This window comes from Shimia sp. NS0008-38b, from assembly GCF_040370365.1.
Lineage (GTDB): Bacteria > Pseudomonadota > Alphaproteobacteria > Rhodobacterales > Rhodobacteraceae > Shimia.
The window spans coordinates 648,161-665,193 of the sequence record NZ_BAABWQ010000004.1; the positions used below are offsets into that span (position 1 = coordinate 648,161).

Genomic DNA, 17,033 nt, shown 5'->3' on the forward strand with positions numbered 1-17,033 from the left:
TTATTCTTTCACGCCTCCGAGCAGGATGCCCTTCTCGAAGTATTTCTGAATGAATGGGTAGACGATCAGTACGGGGACAATTGAACAGACGATGATGGCTGCGGTGACCGTCTCAGCACTGAACCCCGCAGCGGTCTGCACCATGGCGAATTCATCGTCGTCCGACAGCGTTGCGATGGTGTGGCGCAAGAAGACTTGAAGCGGGATTTTTTCCTCTGACTGCAACAACACCATGGCCCAGAAAAACCCGTTCCAGCGCGACACGATGCAAAACAGCGTGATGGTAGCGATCGCGGGTTTGGACAGGGGAACAAAGACCTTCCAAAGCACCTGGAAATCATTGGCCCCATCCATGCGGGCCGCCTCTTCAAAGCTCTGAGGGATGGCCTCAAAGAAATTCCGCAGCAGGATGATGTTGAAGGCATTGACCGCGAAAGCGAGGATGATGCCAAACATGCTGTCCAGCAGACCCAGGTCTCGCATGTTGAGGAAAAACGGGATCAGGCCCGCATTGAACCACATTGTAAACGCGATGAAGAGGTTGAAATACCTGCGCCCCTTCAGTTGCGGTCGCGAGAGCGCGTAGGCACCTGGGATGATGAACGCGAGGCTCATCACTGTGCCACCAATCGTGTAGATAAAGGTGTTGCGGTAAGACAACCAGAACTTTGGATCTGTGATGATGTACCCGTAGGCTTCGAGTGTCGCGTCGATCGGGGTGAGAACAACTTTGCCTGCCTGCGCCGCAAAGCCAGAGCTCAGCGAAACTGCCGCAATATAGATGAATGGATACAGCGTCGCCACTGTGAACATCCCGATGAGCACCGAGACTGTGATGGCAAAAAACTTGTCGCCGCGAGAATAGAGATTCCACTTTTGCATAACCGTTTCCCCCCCCTTACCAGAGCGACGTGCGCGAGAAGCGGCGCGACAGCGTGTTGGCCGACATCACAAGGACAAAGGCGACGATGGCGTTGAAGAGACCCGCAGCGGCGGCTAGATCGTATTGACCCGACTGGAGACCTTGGCGGTAGACCCAGGTGTTCACCACATCAGAGGTCGCGTAGGTGGCCGGCTGATAGAGCAGGATCACCAGCTCAAAGCTCACTTCCATCACATTGCCAATCCGGATGATCAGCATGATCAGGATGGTCGGAAGTATCGACGGAATGGTGATTTTCCACATCATCTGCCAGCGGTTGGCACCATCCACCACCGCGCTCTCATAGAGAGACGGGTTTACCCCTGCGATGGCGGCCAGAAAGACAATGGAGCCAAAGCCCGCTTCCTGCCAAATGCCCGTCCCAACAAAGATCGGTCGGAACCACTCCGGCTGGGTCAGAAAATAGATCGGATCAAGGCCGAACCAGCCGATCAACGTGTTGATGATCCCCGCTGTGGGCGAAAACGCCGTGATGACGATACCCGCGATGATGACTGAAGAGATGAAATGCGGCAGGTAGACAATTGTCTGCGCTGTGCGTTTATAGCTCGCGTTCATCACTTCATTGAACATCAACGCAAGGATAATGGGTGCGGGGAAACCAAAGAGCAGATTTAGAGCGCTGATTTTAATGGTGTTTGTCACCGCGCGCCAAAACTGGTCATTGTCCCAGAGTGTATGAAAATGCTCGAGACCGACCCATGGGCTGTTCGCGACGCCTTTGAAAATCGAGTAGTCTTTGAACGCAATTTGGAGCCCGTACATCGGCTTATAGAGGAAGACGAGAAACCAGACGATGGTCGGCAATAACATCAGATAGATTTGCCAATCCGCCCTGAGGTGATCGATCAAACGTATCCAGCGATCGTGTCTCGTACTCTTGTGGGTGGGGCCGTGTTCGCTCATGCTATCAGCCCTCTTTCGCAGCTTTGGTTTGCCCCTCAAGGGCACGGCCAGTTGCTGCGTCAAAAACCTTCACCAGACCGGCGGGCACATGAACTTCGCTCACCCCAGAAAGGTGGGCAATGTCGCCATTGGTTTCCGCTTTGAAGACCAATTCGGCAGCGCCGAAATGAGCATGAAGCAGCGCTTCTGAGCCGAGCGGTTCAACCAAATCGAGGGCGATAGGTAATGGAGAGCTGTCTTGCGTGGCCGTCAACGTGACGTGTTCTGGACGAATTCCAACAATGACTTCGCGCCCTGCCTGACCGTGATACTGCGCCCCCAGACCAATTTCCACGCCCGCCAAGCGAGCGCCCGTCTGGGTCAGCACACCGGGCACCATGTTCATAGGCGGAGAGCCCAAAAACCCGGCCACAAAGGTGTTTGCGGGGTGGTTGAACAACTCCATTGGCGTGCCGACTTGCTCAATGGCCCCGTCGTTCATAACCACAATCCGGTCAGCAAGTGTCATGGCTTCGACTTGGTCGTGTGTCACATAAACAGACGTTACCCCAAGGCGGTTGTGAAGCCTTTTGATCTCCGCACGCATCTGGGTTCGCAGCTTTGCGTCAAGATTTGAAAGCGGCTCATCAAAGAGGAACACTTTTGGGTGGCGCACGATTGCACGCCCCATGGCGACCCGCTGGCGCTGGCCACCCGACAAATCCGCTGGGCGGCGCTGCAAGTATGGCGTCAGGCCAAGAACCTCAGCAACGTCATCAATGGTGGTTTTGATCTGCTCTTTTGGCATCTTGCGGATGCGCAGACCAAAAGCCATGTTTTCAGCCACGTTGAGGTGCGGATAAAGCGCGTAGTTCTGAAATACCATGGCCACGTCTCGGTCTTTCGGCGCAACGCGGTTCACACGGCGGTCGTCAATGGTGAGGTCGCCAGCGGTGATCTCTTCCAACCCCGCGATCATGCGGAGAGTTGTAGATTTCCCGCAACCCGAAGGGCCTACGAGCACCACGAACTCCTTCTCCGCAACCTCCAGATCAATTCCGTGAACCACCTGTAAAGCGCCATAAGACTTCACGATGCTGCTGAGATTTACGCCTGCCATTCTTCTCCTCCCGAATGCCCCCCCCAAGTCATCTTGCGAAAGATGATTCGTCGCTTTCTCGATCTGGTATACTAGATGGAAATCTGGAATACCAGTCTAGTATACCAGCTTGCAATTCCCCTTGCGTCATGTAGGGTTGCCGCAGAAGGATGGATTATGGTGCAGACGAAAGAACTCACAGGTGGACGCACGAGCGTCGATGCAATCTTTAATTTTCTCCATGAGGAGATCCTGACCCTGCGGCTGCGCCCCGGCGACCGAATTTCGGAGGCGGAAATCGCGGCGCGTTTTAACGTGTCACGACAGCCTGTCCGCGATGCCTTCAGTCGCTTGGCGAATCTGGAATTGCTGAAAATCCGCCCCAAACGCGCCACCGAAGTGCGACGGTTTTCGATGCGTGAAATCAAGAAATCTCGCTTTGTCCGCGTGGCAGTTGAGACAGAAGTCTTGCGCCGTGCCTGCATCCATTGTGACACTTTCGGTGCTGCCCGCCTCGACGAAGCCATTGCCGCGCAGGAAAAAGCGGCCCAGACTTCTGATGTGGATGGATTTGCCCGGCTGGACTACGAGTTCCACCAAATACTATGCGACATCGCAAAGGCTGAATTCGCCTATGACGTGATCGTGGCGGAAAAGACAAAGGTCGACAGACTTTGCGTTCTTGGTCTGGAAAAAGAGCAACAAATGCCGGTGCTTGTCCAAGATCACCGCAAGATTGCCGAAGCCGTGAAAGCACATGATGCTGAGGTGGCAATGGCCGCAGGTCTGGCGCATTTTTCCCGTCTCGATGACACCATCGAGCGGATCAGAACCAGCAATGCGAACTACTTCGAACCGCAACCCTCGCTGCCCTGACCCCCTGTGACCAAAACCACAGAGTCCCCCCACCCGTCCACAGTCCCAGGCTACGGCGCAATCTTCGCGTTGACGTGGCCAATGACACTAAAGGCGATCTTCTTGCATGGGGTGGTCGTCATCGACGGCTGGCTGGTGTCGTCTCTCAGCGAAGCCGCTGTGGGCGCGATGGGCCTCGCGGTGGCCATTGGCGGCATTATCTTGGGCACAATTTTTGCTTTCGCCCATGCGATGCAGATCCGCGCCGCCCAAGCTTTTGGCACCGGTGATCCGGTTTTTCTAAAGTCGGTTCTCGCCAGTGGGCTGACGATAAGTTTGGGGATCGGGTGCACGGGCGGGCTGCTGTTGCTTGGCATTGGACAGAGCTTGATTGGTGTGCTGGCTCCGTCACCGGATGTTGTCACACACGCGTGGAATTACCTGTCCGTTTTTGTGCTTGTGGTGCTCTTTGAGTCCGTTGGCCAATGCCTGTCCAGTTATTTTAACGGCATTGGAAAAACACGCATCCCCCTCTACGGCTACGCGCTCTCAGTCCCCATAAACATTCTGGTTAGCATTGCCCTGATCCACGGATATTGGGGGCTTCCCGCGTTTGGGATAAGCGGCGCCGCAATGGGCAGCGCTTTCGCAACGCTGGTGCAGGTTCTGTTCTTCGCTTTGCGACTATATCAAAGTGATCGTCACCTCCTACAGGTGCGGGGCTGGCGTCAGGGAGGGTTCCTGCCAACACTGCGTCGGCACCTCGCGTTCGCCCTGCCGATTGCAGCCACTTTTATCAGCGCCACTTTGGCAGCCCATGTCTGCACAATGATCTACGCCGGCATGGCCTTGACGGATTTTGCTGCATTGGCCTTGATCGCACCGTGGAATTTGCTGGTGGGTCAACTGTCGATGCAATGGACACAGGCAACAGGCATCTTCGTGGCACAGTTGCTGGGGCGCGGCGCGACAGAAACAGCACTCGACCGCTTCCTTTCAACCGCATGGCGCGGCGCCTTTGCCAGTGCTGTATTGGTGTCTCTGGTCTTTGTCGCCCTCTGCCTGTCGGTGGATTTTTTGTATCGCGACCTGACCACCCAGACCCGCGCAACACTCTTCAGCTTTCTGCCGGTTTTGGTGCTTGCCGCCTTCCCGCGCGCCACCAACGCCATCTGTGGGAACACGCTTCGGGCAAGCGGTGACACCGTCTATGTCATGCATATTTTTGTATGGACCCAATGGCTTTTTCGCGTGCCAGCAACAGCGCTCGCCGTCTTCTGGTTCGAAGCATCCGCGACCTTGGTGTTGTCATTGATGTTGGTCGAGGAGATCATAAAGTTCTTTCCCTTTCATCGGCGCCTTTGGACCGGGAGTTGGAAACACGCGCGGTTTGATCCGTGAGACCTTGTCTCAAACGCGCGGCGCTGGCCCCATGCGTGGCATCACATGTGACTGATCTCTGCTAGCGCACCCGCCTCAGGGCAAGTCCTGCCCCCAAAGATGTCCCGCCCCATGTAGGCCAATGGCCGCAATGCGCCGTTAGTGCACTCCAAAATTTTCGTTGGTTTGCAATTCCTTTTTCGGATGCCGAAACGCTAGTTTGTTGAAAAGAACGCTCAGTGGGGAGGGCAATTTTTTAGAAACATCGCTTTACCAAATGGTGCGTCGCGATTAAGTTCAACCTAATGGCGTTTATTCTGAGCCGCGAGATAAATGATTACAAATATTGAATTAATTCGTTTTAAGAAATTTCATACCGGTAACTTCGCACTTAAGGGCGAAGGAATAAGTTTGCTTGCAGGCCCAAACAATAGTGGGAAATCCACGTTGCTGCATGCTCTAGCTGTTTGGTCTTTTTGTGTGTTTGTTCTTCGCCAATCCAAAGGTGATGCCGCAGTTTTGTCGGGATATAGCGGTCAAGGCACAGGGATATCTGAAGAAAACTTTAGCCCCATCAACCTTCCGGACCTTAAGCACCTATGGTGCCAGCTGAAACCTGGTGGGCACGGTACAGATGGATACAGTCTCTCTATTAAGGTGGATTGGATGGATGCCGATAAACAAGCGCAAACGCTTACCATCAAATTGTCATTCACCAATGATAGGCTTTTCATTAAGGCCGAGAATTCGAGCCTTTTGTTGGTCAAGCATCTTCCCAACATACTTTACCTGCCACCAGTCGCGGGACTTGATGCGCGAGAACCGTATGCAACTCAAGCCATTCGGCGAGCTAAGTTGGGCAGGGGCATGGCTGGCTCGATATTAAGGAATATTCTGCTGGATCTTCGAAATCGAAATGACGAAGCACGGACCAAACTGAAGGGTAGCAAGGCGAAAATTTCTTCCAAAGACTTGAGAGAACTTCGCGCGACAGACCCTTGGGAACGGCTACAGGAAGCCCTTCGAAGGACCTTTGAGGTGGAACTCGTGGTTGGGGACTATGATGAAACCTATCACACTTCCATTAGTGTTTTTGTTCAGCCAATTACGTGGAATGGGACTACGAACAGATACACAAAATCTGGCGCGAAACGTGATTTGATGGTCGAGGGGTCTGGCGCTTTACAGTGGATTTGCGTCTATGCATACGCCGTAAATCCTGAGCATGACGTCTTACTGCTTGATGAGCCTGATGCCCACCTGCATTCGTCTTTGCAAAGTGTTTTGATGGATGAACTGCGACAGCTTTTGCGTGAAAATAACAAGCAGGTTTTGATGGCCACACATTCCCGAGAAGTGCTCTTAACCAGTCCGGTTGAAGAGATCTTTGGCTTCAACTCGAAGAGGCCTAAATACTTGGTCAAAGAGCATCAACGCACGAGCCTTTTTGCAGGGCTTGGGGAAGATTACGACCCCTTTATTGATAAACTTAGGAAATCCAAACGCGTCTTTTTTGCCGAGAACGAAAGCGACTTCAAAGTACTCCAAACCGTCGCAAAACAGCTTGGTAAAACGCTCCCCGAATTTACCTTTTACCCAACAACTGAGAGCCACAAGGAGCGGCGAAAATTCTACTTGAAACTGAAGTCTGCAATCCCTGAGCTTAAGGCAATAAGCCTTAGAGACAGAGATGAAAAACCAATCAATCAAGTCTGCGAAACGACGTTGCGCGATAAATCAGACAATCACAAAGAAGAATGCTTCTTTTCTCGTACTTGGCGGCGGCGTGAAATTGAAAACTATGCTTTCGTTTTGCAAGCTATCGCGCGTGCAGCGAATATAGGAGCGGAAGACCTCAAGAGTTGGTGGGAAGAAGAAATGGGGCTTGCTCCTATGTTTGATTACACAAATGCAGATGGCCCACTCGATAACATGCAGTGCAAGGATCCTCTAAATCGGAAGCTCAAGGAATTGAAGCTTTCTACAATGGACGTTTGGACGACCATGAGTGAAGATGAAATCCATGGGGATGTGAAAATTCTAGTCTCTCAAATGGCTGAATTCTGACAATTGAAGTCGTTCATCGCAAATGTAGGGAAAGTCAGTACCGTCTCCCAAAGCAAGGATACAATGGCTGCTTTGGGCTGAGAATAGCCGTTCGCCAAACTTTGCAAAGCCTGCTGCTTGCGCGTAGCCGCCAAAAGGGCAAACCGCAGCAAATGAGCGCGCCCCGCTCAATAACCTTTGATCTTCTGACGAGAACGCTGACGTTGCCCGCAGACGCGAGCAGGTCCGGCGGCGGGGTTAGGGCCCGCAATCAGGGAGGCGGTCAATTGGCTATGTCACAGCACCGCCACACGTCGAAGCGCAGCCTCATCCGCGCCTTCAAGCGTCCCGTTTTATGCATTCTCAGCGGGAGTCTGCCTGCGTTTCTAGCGGCCCTTCAGGCATGTTGGCGCCAAGCGGACGGGGCAAGCGACAGTGTCGCGGGCCTGCGCGCATCGTTACCACAGGCGGGCAAAGCGCACACAGCGCCCCTGCCCGCGCCGAAGCGTCCGATGGGGCGCAACAACGCAGACGGCCCGCCGTGTCCGATGTGCGCGACGCCCCCCCCCCGCAGCAGCGCCGACACACAGGTTTAGCCATCTTGTCCAAACCCCATCAGGGCGGGTCTTTCGACGTAAGTCACACGATGCAGGACCCGCCATGTCTTATTGGCTTTGCCTTGCGCTTGCCGCAGGGCGCGGGCCTCTTCGTCATTGCTGGCGAGCCATTCGGGGTCCACCACGTAGTCAAAGAAGTCGTTGAAGTTCTTGGTGCACCCATCCAGATAAAAACTCATAAACCGGTAGCGGTCCACTTTCTCTCCCGGATGCAGGGGGTAGTCGTCGTGATCTGTGATCCCGGTGGATTCAACACCGGATAGGCTCACCGACAAACCGAACCCGTCGGTGTGCTTTTCTGTTTTGGTCATGGTTTGCTCAAGCTTGAACGTCGCTTGCCCTTCTAAGCTGGTCCCAAGACCGGAAAAGAAGAAATCGCCTGAGCCGCCCAGGCCGCCCTTCATCGAAAATGCGCCACCAATTGTGTGCTGCGTCGAATTTGCGAAGCTTTGGCTTTCCACATGCATCCCACCGTCCGCATCCCAGACATAATTGTTTACCAGATTGCGCTTGCCCGATCTGGCCTGAATGGCTTCCATGTTTTTCTGCCAATAGGCAAAACCCGTGCTGGCGTTGTCGCGATCTTTGCGCGCCGCAATCTGTTTTTTGATTTCGGCTTCACGTTCTTTGGCCTCAGCGCTGGTCTTGTCGACGTTTGCGGCGGCATCACCTTTCAGTTTGGCAATGTGCGCCTGGACCTCTGCTTGTTTTTCATCCGCCGTTTGATCAGCGGTCTCTGGTTTCTTTTCAACGTCTCGTGTCACTTTGACGTCGCCAATTTTTGCGCCCGCATTTGCCTCCCGGCTCAAAGACGCCGCATCCACCGTATGAGATTGATAGTTTTCGAAATAGGCGGCGCGCTGTTTGTCCTGTCGGTCGATTTGTGATTTCAGATCATAGGCCTCGTCCAGCCGCATGAAACTTGCCGGGTATTTCGACCCGAATTGCGCGCGCATGTCCGGCACATGTTTGAAGAAGCGATCGCTGGTCGCACGCGTGCCCGTCATACCATCCAGACTGCCCGCCATAGTGTAGGCCGGGTTCAACAAAAAGGTGATGGTATTCACGTCAGGCGGCACATCTTTGACCGGCTCAATCTGATACGCAACCATCCGGCCACTGCGCCGCATACGCGTGATGAACACATCAGCCAAACCAGAGATCACCAGCGCATAGCCCACATTTTTGGGGACGAACCGTTTGCCAAGATTTTCGAACTTAGCCTGCCGTTCCTGCGTGCCACGCAACGACAGGCTATTGCTCTCGGTGAGACGCGCGCTGGACCCGATATGGCTCTTGGCGACTTCTGCATACCCTGTCGCGATTTCGCCGGTGATCCCTTGCTTGTCTTCTGCAAATTTGGTCACCAGAGTTACACCAATCCCCTCACCTGTGCTTTCTGTCGTCGATGCCCCCACAAAGAACTCGGCCTTGCCACCCGCGCCGGCGTGTTCTGAACGGTCCCAACTGTAGCTCACATCACTTGTATTTGTCAGCGTCACTGATGTGGCGCCTGAGTAATCAGATTTCTCCGTCAGGTTTTCGCTGGGCAACGGTGGGGCCCCTTCGATGTACCCCAACAAAGTGGGCGAAAACTGACAATTTCCGACCCAGACAAGTTCAAGCTCTTCAATCGGCCGGTCAGGCGCAATATCAATCTGCCCGTCACTTGGGCTGACAAAGCCGCGCCGCATCATCGCAACTTTCTTGGCGCCTGAACGGCTGATGTGACTGTATTCATAACAACAGATTGATGTGTCTCCATCAGGCCGCTTGCCAATTGGGGCTGAGCAGCCAGCCCACACCGCACCGTTCACAAACCCATCATGCCCATTGCCTGTGACGTCAATTGTTGTAGTGCCTTGAGCCTCATTCAACGGCAGATACATGACCAGGCCAGGCTCGTGTCCTGACAATACCGCTGCGGCATTTGCCGCAACTTCGTGATCCGGCAGCATATGGTTCCAAGCCCGCACTTCGGCAAATTTTCCAAACGACCGATACGGCATCAACTTGCCGATGACTTCGATCTGCAGCCTGCCGAGTTCTTTCGGGGTGGCGATCACTTGGACTTGATCCTCAGCGGGCGCTGATACCGGCCGTCCATCGATGTAAAACTTCATTTGGTTGTGGTCGGCCGCCACGGCGACGTGATGCCAGCCAGCCTTGAGCCTGCTCACCTCAAATCCAGATGAAACGAAGTTCGGCGCCCCTTTCGCGGATTTGAAAACCGATCCCAGCATTTCAGCATCTGTATTCGGATCATAGCGCGCGGCGATCACCCCTTGCGCGCCATCGCTGGTGCCCGCAAGGCAGGAAATGTAGGGATCCGGGCTCCAGTCCATGTTGCTCTGCCCGATCAATGGGAACAGCACCCACGCCTCAAAGGTCCATTCTGAGTGCAACTCTACCGGTTTCGCCAACCGCACCTTTCCAGAGCTGCTTGTTACGTCGAGACAGGCGCGCAGCCCCTCGGGCAACCATGCTTCACTTATGGCGTTTTCGCTGTCTGACACGGGATCATATTGCACGTGCCGCGTGCGGTTGTCTGTATCGACAAAACTGAACTGAACGTTGCCTTGACAGGTATCAAGGGCGGTGATGCGCCCTTTGGGGCGCGCCGAAACCAATATTGCGGAGTTTGTGACCAAGCCACGATCATCGTGGATCTGTTCCATCACCTGCGGGGTGCCCCAAACCTTGATGATGCCGTCCGTGACGGTCTTGTTAAGCATCGCCATCTTGGCAGCCAGATCCGACAGCTCTTCATCAATTTCTATCAGGCGCGCCTCAAGTGTGTCTCGGCCCAACTTCGACTTAGATTGCTTGTCCTTCAGCTGATCCTGCAGCTCCTTCAGATCGCTCCAAGCAAGATTAAGATTTGTATGTGCGGCGTCAAACGCCAATTTCACTGCGGCTTTTGACCCATAGACTTTGCCCTCTTCGTCCTTTGCCGTCTTGACCCAAAGCGAGGAAGTTTTGTCGTTGAAATTGTGCGAATGTCCAACGTTGGGATCATCTGTGGTGATCTTTGCATGTTCTCCGGTCTGGTTGACGCCATCATACAATGTGACAGTCAGTCCTGCGGGAACTCGGACAGACGTGGTGATATTGTTCCACCCGGTGGTGTGGAAATCGAGTTTGCCTATGTAGGCGTGGTACTTTTTGTTCGGGGAGTCAGGACCAAAATTATCATTATAATACAGAGTTACTCGCTTTTTGGTCAGCGCCATCAGGTCATTGGCGTGTTTAGCCCTGGGCTCTTTATCGTCTTTGATGTCATTGGCTTTGTTTGTGATCTTTACTTCAAGGTCTGCAATTTCTTTCGCAAAGCCGTCTGGATTGTGCAATTGCATCTGGATAATCTGGCGTTCACGCCACAGATAGCCTGCTGACTTTTCCTCTTTATCCAGATCGACCAACGCCGCAACGGCCTCTGTATCGTCGGCATGTTTGGCAAGCGGCACCGTATCTTGATAGTGCGCTTCGGTGATGCTGTTTGAGATGCAGGAAACGGAATGGTTACGCACGTGCATTTTTGACCAAGACTCATCATCACTGACCGCGCAAATGCCAAAGGACCGCAACAGATTCACATCTTTGGGAATGCGGAAATTGCATTTGGCGATCCACCAGTCGGTGTTTTTGACTCGTGTGAATTTTTCCTGTGACACGGCAAAGTCGATGGCAGCCTGCGGCGCATCAGTTTTTTCGATTGGGGTTGTTTTCACCGCCGCATGGCTGCGTTTGCCCCAATATTGAAATTTGAAAAGATCCTCTGGCGGGGGCATGCCTTTGTCGAGCTTGAATTCAAACCGTTCAACGTAATTGGCGTTTTCGGTGACTGCCACAAGATCGTTGTTCACATAGCTTATTGCAGGCGCGGGCTTGCCGTTGACCTCGGACTTCAGATGTCGGTCAAGCGACCTGTCGGCAACAAAGGCATCGCCATGGATCGTAGCGTCTCTGCCAGAGTGAGAAAAATCGACAACGGTTGCGGGATCCCCGGGCAAAACGCCACCCAGTCGCCAATACCCGGCAAGGTCGGGATCAACGCTGTTCATGACCAGAAACATCGAAGACTTGATGTCTTGCACCGTGCGCGCCGTATTCCAGATCTGAACTTCGGCCATCTTCAGCGTCCCGGCCTGAGGGTCAGAAAGGTTTCCCGAGCCAGCAACGCTAAACGACGTATCACGCGGTCTTCGCAGGGGCTCCCCCTTCTCGCCCTTAACGGCGGTATTCCTCAGAGACTTTGGGGCGGCGAACAAAGTCGTTTTGGTGGCCAAACCCATAAAATCGATTTCGCCGATCTCATAACCATCAATTTTCGGATCAGACCTCAATGTCTGAAGCCTTCTCCACGTTCCGCCTATGAAGCCAAAAGTTTCAATGCTTGGTTTAACCGATAGTGCTTTGCTGCTCCCCGGAGCGCCAGCGACAAGAAAATCGTCATGTATTGCCATGTATCGCCCAAAATCCGAGCGTTCTTGTCGTTTGGTAGAATACAGAGTCTGCACAAATTCCCATTTACCGTTGGCAACTGTACCAACTTGAATGTTGCCTGTTCGATCTTCTGCGATCGTCGAGATCAGGGCGGCGTCCCCTTGTATCGCCAAAGCGGCCCCAAAATAATCTCTCGAACGTGAACTTGATCTTGAAAGCGTTTGTATTTCTTTTAACCCAATGCGACTACCACCTTTGAAAGCTGTCTCGCCGGTTTCTTTCGCGCCACTATCAAACGAATATATGAAGACTTGTCCGCCACCATATGCATTCACGGCGGAAACCATGACCATGTTTGCCGACATCGCAACAGCATGGCCAAAACACGCACCTACGCCGACACTGCTTGCATACTCCAATCGCTTCGGCGTAAATTTTGTCATTCGACGCCATTTTTGGGCCTTTGGCCCCGAAGAGCCCGAACGTTCCCGTTTCAGGATGTATACAACGCCGGGTCCGCCGGTCCTGCCCCGAAGATGTAGATTTTCCAGCCGTGAGCCAACCAGTACAGTGTCGTCGTGGATTGCCACAGAATAGCCAAACCCTTCGACGCAGTTATCGCTGTTTCTTTCGTTGAAATAATTTAAATCCAATTCCCAAGTATCGCCGTTGAATTCGTAAAACCTGACAGGACCCATCACTTCTGAACCCACCACGGCGGTGTTTCCGTCAATGGCGACGCTGTGGCCAAAGCCGCCTTCCCACGAGAGTCCTTTTCCTTCCGCGAGTCCGGGTAAATCAACTTTCTGGTGGAGTGCCCATGTGTCGCCTGAGCGACGGAAAAACAACACCATCCCTTTGTGATACGACTTGCGCCTGCGCCTGTTGAAGTTGGTTTCGACTTTCGGGCCAGCCGATTTGACACCGACAATCGCCCATTCGCCACTGATGGCAATCGCGTTTGCGTATTTGGCGCACCAATATTCAAGATCGGTCTGTTCCCCGACGTATAGGCCAACATCCTCTTCTCCGCCGCGCTCAGGGGTCTGCTCAATTGGCAGCGCAGGACCTTGCAAATCACCCGTATGTGCAACCTCTTCGCCATCCCTGATCAGGGTAAGAGTGGTCTGGACTGGCTTTTTGTAACCGCAAGTATTGGCCACGATCACCGCATAATGTGCCCATTCATCAATCGGTGCCGGTGTCGGATCCTTGATCGATACCACCCCGTCTCGCAAACGGATATTGGCTACGACAAACCCCTCTTCCAGAACCAGCTCAAGACTTTGATCCGCTTGCTGAAACAGGGTCCGGGCCACCGCTGCATCTGCAGGAATCTGCACCCATGCCGCCAGTGTGATCCCCGCAGCATCATGTTTGGCGGGGTCATCAAGCCCCAGATCAGACGTGACCATATGTGCCTTGGGGCCATTGAATTGCAGTCCGCGACGGTTGGCGTTCTGCGCCTTGATGTTGATGGCGTCGCCCGCCTGCCATTTGCGCCGCAAGGTGATCTTGTCACCTTCAATGCTCTCAATTTGGTGCAGTCCGTCCAGGCTGTCTGTGCCCTGAATTTGCACGGGGTTCCCCGTGTTCAGCCCGTGCCCTTGGGCGTTCACCACCATTGCACCATCACGCTGGCCCAAACCCAGGATCATACCGTCGGAAAACTGCCCGGTTTGCGTGGCCTTGATCTGCGTCCAGGTGCCAAGCGGGCGCTTGCTCATCGGCAACGCGAACGAGTCAGGCTCCTGCACATTGGCATCATCGTACATGCCATCAACCGAGGTGTTGTCCTTGATGCGCAACATGTCTCCAGCGCGGAACTTCTCCGGCGCAATCGTGACATCCGACGTCACGACGATCCGGTCCATGTCACCGCGTTCAATCGCCGCGATCGCACCATGCGCAGGTGGGTCAAGATCGCCCACTGGCGTAACATCGTCCAAGGTTGTGACCGGCAAGATCACATCACGGCGGTCGTACCGCAACGGATCAGCCATGCCTTCAGCCTCGGTATTGATCCGGGACATTGTTCCATCACTGGCCAGAGCAAATCCCAGCGTTATCATGCCTTTGGGCGTTCCAACCGCCAGCATGATCCGGCGCTGCTCTCGCATCAATTGCGGTCCGGCGGTCGTTTCCCGCTCGGCCTGCACATCATACACACTGGCCGCCAGACCTGTTGGCGTTGATATGACATCAAAATCGCCATCTGTAGGATTTAGGTCAAAGCTGTGCCGTATGATGCCCGATATACGCGCAGGCGCGGGATACACAACAAACTGATCACTGATATCAAACACCTGTTCTTCAGTGGCCCGAATGGAAAACGACTCCACCTTTTTGAGGTCCGCGTTCCACACAAAAATATGCCAGCGGCTGACATCATGATCGTCGGTTGGCACCAAAACAACAGAAAACAGGCCGTTCTCGAGCGTTCCGATATGGCTTATTTCCTGCGTTGGTTCAAAGAATGGCCGTTTGTTTTCATCCTTGAAGTCGAGAGAATCTATGGTTTTGAGCGTGCTGCCATTCGCACCGGATTGATCCCTTAGGGGTTCATAACGTTCGCGGCTGCGTTTGAACCGGACTTCCAACTTTCGGACAAGCTTGTTGGTCATGCCATCCAACACGAACCTGTCAACCAAAAGGGTTTTGGACGTGGATTGGCGGAACACGAACAAATGGGCGAGACCAGACACCAATTGCACCGGCTCTGGCGCTGTCAATTTTTGGGAATGATAACGCGACTGGAGGAGCAACGCATCGCTGCCTTCTGGAACTGCGTATTTCTTTCGTTCCCGAGCGATGACCGACTGGTCTTCGGTTTCGACGTCTTGGTGGCCGTCTTCGTTGAGGAAATCGCCCGGGAGCGGCAAGGGTCTCCAACCTTCCCAACCGGTATCTTGGTCCGCCGCACGAGATCGTGCATTCTCCTCAAACCCACTTTGTTTGACCGTGTAAAACAGCGCGCCATTTTTTGCTGTGGCGACAAGCACGACCTTGCCTTGATGGGCAATGCTGCTGACATGGAGCATTGGGGGCATGTTGTCTGTCTGCAAGAACATATCAGAATCCCTTGGATCAAATCATTTTTTGGAATTGCCGACACGACGTGCCGACCAAGCGTGCATTGAAAAATTAACCAATTAGCAATAGTGACACCTAAGCCCACCCATTCAAAAAAACCAAACAAATTCCGAGGGCTCTCTGTAGATCCTTCGGTGACAAAACGGGTGTTTGATGTGAAAGAACGGCCGCTCACAAACCGAGCGCCCCCCAAATCACTGCGCGCGTAGGATGTGGCACAGTACCTCAGGACACGTTCGCATCGCCGCTGTGAACGCGCGCAAAAGCTACCGGAGCGTGTCCGTGACGGCTCAGCCCATTAGCGTGCCGCGCAGTGTGGGGATGTCTTGTGGTCCGTGACTCTTCCGCACTCAGAGTGTGCCCCTCTTGCAAAATCCAGCCTGAAGGACTGCGGCACAGAGCCAGTGTTCGCCGCGCAATACCCGCTCATTTCGGGCCGGACGGCACCGTCGCCCGCTGATCAACAAAGACTAGCAACGCCGCCGGATCCAAGCAGCTGCCACGTCACACACGCGTTTCAATTGCGCCGCATGGTCCAGCCCGGTCACCCGTTTGCGTGGTTTCAAATCGTGATCCCCGTCTTCAACCCACAAAAGTTCGATCTCTTCGGACAAATCATAGCCAGCGACCTCTTCTTTCGTCCCAAAAGGGTCGCGTGTGCCGTGGCAGATCAGCGTGGCAACCGTCAGCTCTGCCAGATGCGCGGTCCGCAGCTTTTCAGGCTTACCCTGAGGATGAAACGGATAACCTAGACACATAAGGCCGTCGATTGCGCCCGCAGCCCGCAGGTCGTTTGCAATCAGGCTTGCAACGCGTCCTCCCATCGATTTCCCACCGATCACCAAGGGGCCGTCACATCGGAGCGCTGCCACCGCAGCATGGTATTCCTGCTGCAGTATTTCAACCTTTGGCGGTGGTCGCTTCGGGCCGCCACGACGTCGCGCTGCCATATAGTCAAATTCAAATCGGGCGACGCGAATGCCGCGTGCGGCCAGCCCCTCAGCGACCATCCCCATAAAAGGCGCCTCCATGGTGGCGCCCGCCCCATGGGCAAACAGAAAGGTCGGCGTATCCGCCGCCTCAGTATCATCAATAAGGAAATCGATCTCGGCCATGCACCCTCCATCCAGACATACAAAAGGCGCCCTTAGGCGCCTCCCATCACAAACCCAACACATGAAAATCGACAGATATCGCGGGTGCTTCTGCCCGTTTGCGCGACATGCTTAGTCCGTTTTAGTCGACGTCTCAGTGTGTCCAAGCGCCTCGGCGGTTGGTCGCAAAGTTCTCGCCATAACCACCGGCTCGGATGTTTGCTTTGCGCTTGTTTGGTGTCACCACTTGCGCATCAATGCCCTGCTCGCGGGCGTAGGCCACCGCAGCTTCTTTGCTGTCAAATTTCAGCCGCACCTGACTCTGTGTATCACCGGACCCCGTCCACCCCATCAGTGGGTCAATGTCTTTGGATTCCGACGGGCCGTATTCCAACACCCACTGGTGGGTCTTGGCAGTCCCGGAAGACATGGCCGTGCGGGCTGGCTGATAGATACGCGCAATCATAAGGCTCTCCTTGGCTTAGCGCTTTATCGTGGATTCTGCACGCTGCGGCAAGTGGCAGAATGGCACAGAGTCCGGCGCATTCATTCAAATTTTGCAGGAGAAGGCTTGC

The 17,033-nt window shown here is 54.0% G+C and carries 9 protein-coding genes; 3 read left to right on the plus strand and 6 right to left on the minus strand.

The genetic code is table 11. From position 1 onward, the window contains the following. The 3 genes from ABWV47_RS19930 to ABWV47_RS19940 are packed head-to-tail and all read right to left on the minus strand — an operon-like array spanning position 1 to position 2,948. A complete protein-coding gene (locus tag ABWV47_RS19930) occupies positions 1 to 882 on the minus strand; it encodes a carbohydrate ABC transporter permease (protein WP_353315085.1) in 882 nt (293 codons plus the stop codon). 16 nt (positions 883 to 898) lie between these two features. Beyond that, the gene (locus tag ABWV47_RS19935; RefSeq protein ID WP_353315086.1) at positions 899 to 1,849 is read right to left on the minus strand and encodes an ABC transporter permease; all 951 of its coding nucleotides are present in this window, start codon (positions 1,847 to 1,849) and stop codon (positions 899 to 901) included. 4 nt (positions 1,850 to 1,853) lie between these two features. Next, complete coding sequence (locus tag ABWV47_RS19940; protein WP_353315088.1) at positions 1,854 to 2,948, minus strand: ABC transporter ATP-binding protein; 1,095 nt, start codon at positions 2,946 to 2,948, stop codon at positions 1,854 to 1,856. Positions 2,949 to 3,104: 156 nt separating this feature from the next. On the opposite strand from ABWV47_RS19940, the gene ABWV47_RS19945 reads away from it, so the two are divergent. From ABWV47_RS19945 to ABWV47_RS19955, 3 genes are all read left to right on the plus strand, one after another. After that, on the plus strand, positions 3,105 to 3,803 hold the full coding sequence (locus ABWV47_RS19945; protein WP_353315089.1) for a GntR family transcriptional regulator: 699 nt from the start codon (positions 3,105 to 3,107) through the stop codon (positions 3,801 to 3,803). A gap of 6 nt (positions 3,804 to 3,809) precedes the next feature. Next, positions 3,810 to 5,183 carry an MATE family efflux transporter gene (locus ABWV47_RS19950; RefSeq protein WP_353315091.1) on the plus strand — a complete coding sequence of 458 codons (1,374 nt, stop codon included), beginning with the start codon at positions 3,810 to 3,812 and terminating at the stop codon, positions 5,181 to 5,183. A gap of 312 nt (positions 5,184 to 5,495) precedes the next feature. Continuing rightward, the gene (locus ABWV47_RS19955; RefSeq protein ID WP_353315092.1) at positions 5,496 to 7,229 is read left to right on the plus strand and encodes an ATP-dependent nuclease; all 1,734 of its coding nucleotides are present in this window, start codon (positions 5,496 to 5,498) and stop codon (positions 7,227 to 7,229) included. Between the two features lie 571 nt (positions 7,230 to 7,800). Here ABWV47_RS19955 and ABWV47_RS19960 read toward each other — a convergent pair. From ABWV47_RS19960 to ABWV47_RS19970, 3 genes are all read right to left on the minus strand, one after another. Next, positions 7,801 to 15,321, minus strand: a complete 7,521-nt coding sequence (locus ABWV47_RS19960; protein WP_353315093.1) for a LamG-like jellyroll fold domain-containing protein — start codon at positions 15,319 to 15,321, stop codon at positions 7,801 to 7,803. A 513-nt stretch (positions 15,322 to 15,834) separates the two neighbouring features. After that, a complete protein-coding gene (locus tag ABWV47_RS19965) occupies positions 15,835 to 16,479 on the minus strand; it encodes an alpha/beta family hydrolase (RefSeq protein ID WP_353315095.1) in 645 nt (214 codons plus the stop codon). Positions 16,480 to 16,612: 133 nt separating this feature from the next. Next, on the minus strand, positions 16,613 to 16,924 hold the full coding sequence (locus ABWV47_RS19970) for an ETC complex I subunit (RefSeq protein ID WP_353315096.1): 312 nt from the start codon (positions 16,922 to 16,924) through the stop codon (positions 16,613 to 16,615). Positions 16,925 to 17,033: the final 109 nt, after the last annotated feature.

What these genes read in the sequence shown, in the direction of transcription:
- ABWV47_RS19955 (WP_353315092.1), top strand. Translation starts at nt 5,496, where the DNA reads ATGATTACAAATATTGAATTAATTCGTTTTAAGAAATTTCATACCGGT.
- ABWV47_RS19935 (WP_353315086.1), bottom strand. Translation starts at nt 1,849, where the DNA reads ATGAGCGAACACGGCCCCACCCACAAGAGTACGAGACACGATCGCTGG.
- ABWV47_RS19960 (WP_353315093.1), bottom strand. Translation starts at nt 15,321, where the DNA reads ATGCCCCCAATGCTCCATGTCAGCAGCATTGCCCATCAAGGCAAGGTC.
- ABWV47_RS19945 (WP_353315089.1), top strand. Translation starts at nt 3,105, where the DNA reads ATGGTGCAGACGAAAGAACTCACAGGTGGACGCACGAGCGTCGATGCA.
- ABWV47_RS19930 (WP_353315085.1), bottom strand. Translation starts at nt 882, where the DNA reads ATGCAAAAGTGGAATCTCTATTCTCGCGGCGACAAGTTTTTTGCCATC.
- ABWV47_RS19940 (WP_353315088.1), bottom strand. Translation starts at nt 2,948, where the DNA reads ATGGCAGGCGTAAATCTCAGCAGCATCGTGAAGTCTTATGGCGCTTTA.
- ABWV47_RS19970 (WP_353315096.1), bottom strand. Translation starts at nt 16,924, where the DNA reads ATGATTGCGCGTATCTATCAGCCAGCCCGCACGGCCATGTCTTCCGGG.
- ABWV47_RS19965 (WP_353315095.1), bottom strand. Translation starts at nt 16,479, where the DNA reads ATGGCCGAGATCGATTTCCTTATTGATGATACTGAGGCGGCGGATACG.